The 556-nt window shown below is 74.8% G+C and carries 1 pseudogene; it reads right to left on the minus strand.

Features of this window, described 5'->3' with window-relative positions:
* Window positions 1-364: pseudogene (locus tag A5906_RS43075) on the minus strand (Spy/CpxP family protein refolding chaperone); the annotation flags it as partial.
* Between the last annotated feature and the right edge of the window lie 192 nt (window positions 365-556).

Here is a 556-nt window from a genome sequence, read left to right on the forward strand (position 1 = left end):
GGGCCTGGAGGCCAAGCCGCTGCTGGCGCGCCAGGTCGCTCTGCTGCGCGCGCTGCTCACGCTCGAGCAAGCGGTTCTGTGTCTGGAGCGTCCGTTGCTGCTCGCGCAACGCCCGCGCGCCTTCCGGTTTCTGCGACTGGAGTTGCTGCACGCGCTGCTGCAGGCGATCGATGCGGGTCTGGCGTTCCGTCGTCTGGCGCGACAGCACCTCGCGCTGGCGCTGCTGCACCATCTGCTGGCGCTGCTGCGCCCGCTGTTCGATCTGATCTCGCCGCGACAGCCGCTCGCTCGCAGCCGGCGGTCCGCTGGGCCGCGAGGGGGCGGCCGAGGGGGCGGCGATGTGCGGCGTCGGGCGGGGTGCCATGGCCGGGCGTTGCGGTGCCGGCGGCCGGTGGAATTCAGGCCGCGGCGCCGCCACGTGGGGGGCCGCGCGAGGTGGTGGTGCAGCGAAATGTGGGGCAGGCCGCGGCGGCGGTGCGGCAATGTGCGGCGCAGGATGAGGCGCCATGGCCGGTCGCTGCGGCATGGCCGGCGGATGGAATGCCGGCGCGGCGGG

Source organism: Bradyrhizobium sacchari (genome assembly GCF_002068095.1).
Classification (GTDB): domain Bacteria; phylum Pseudomonadota; class Alphaproteobacteria; order Rhizobiales; family Xanthobacteraceae; genus Bradyrhizobium; species Bradyrhizobium sacchari.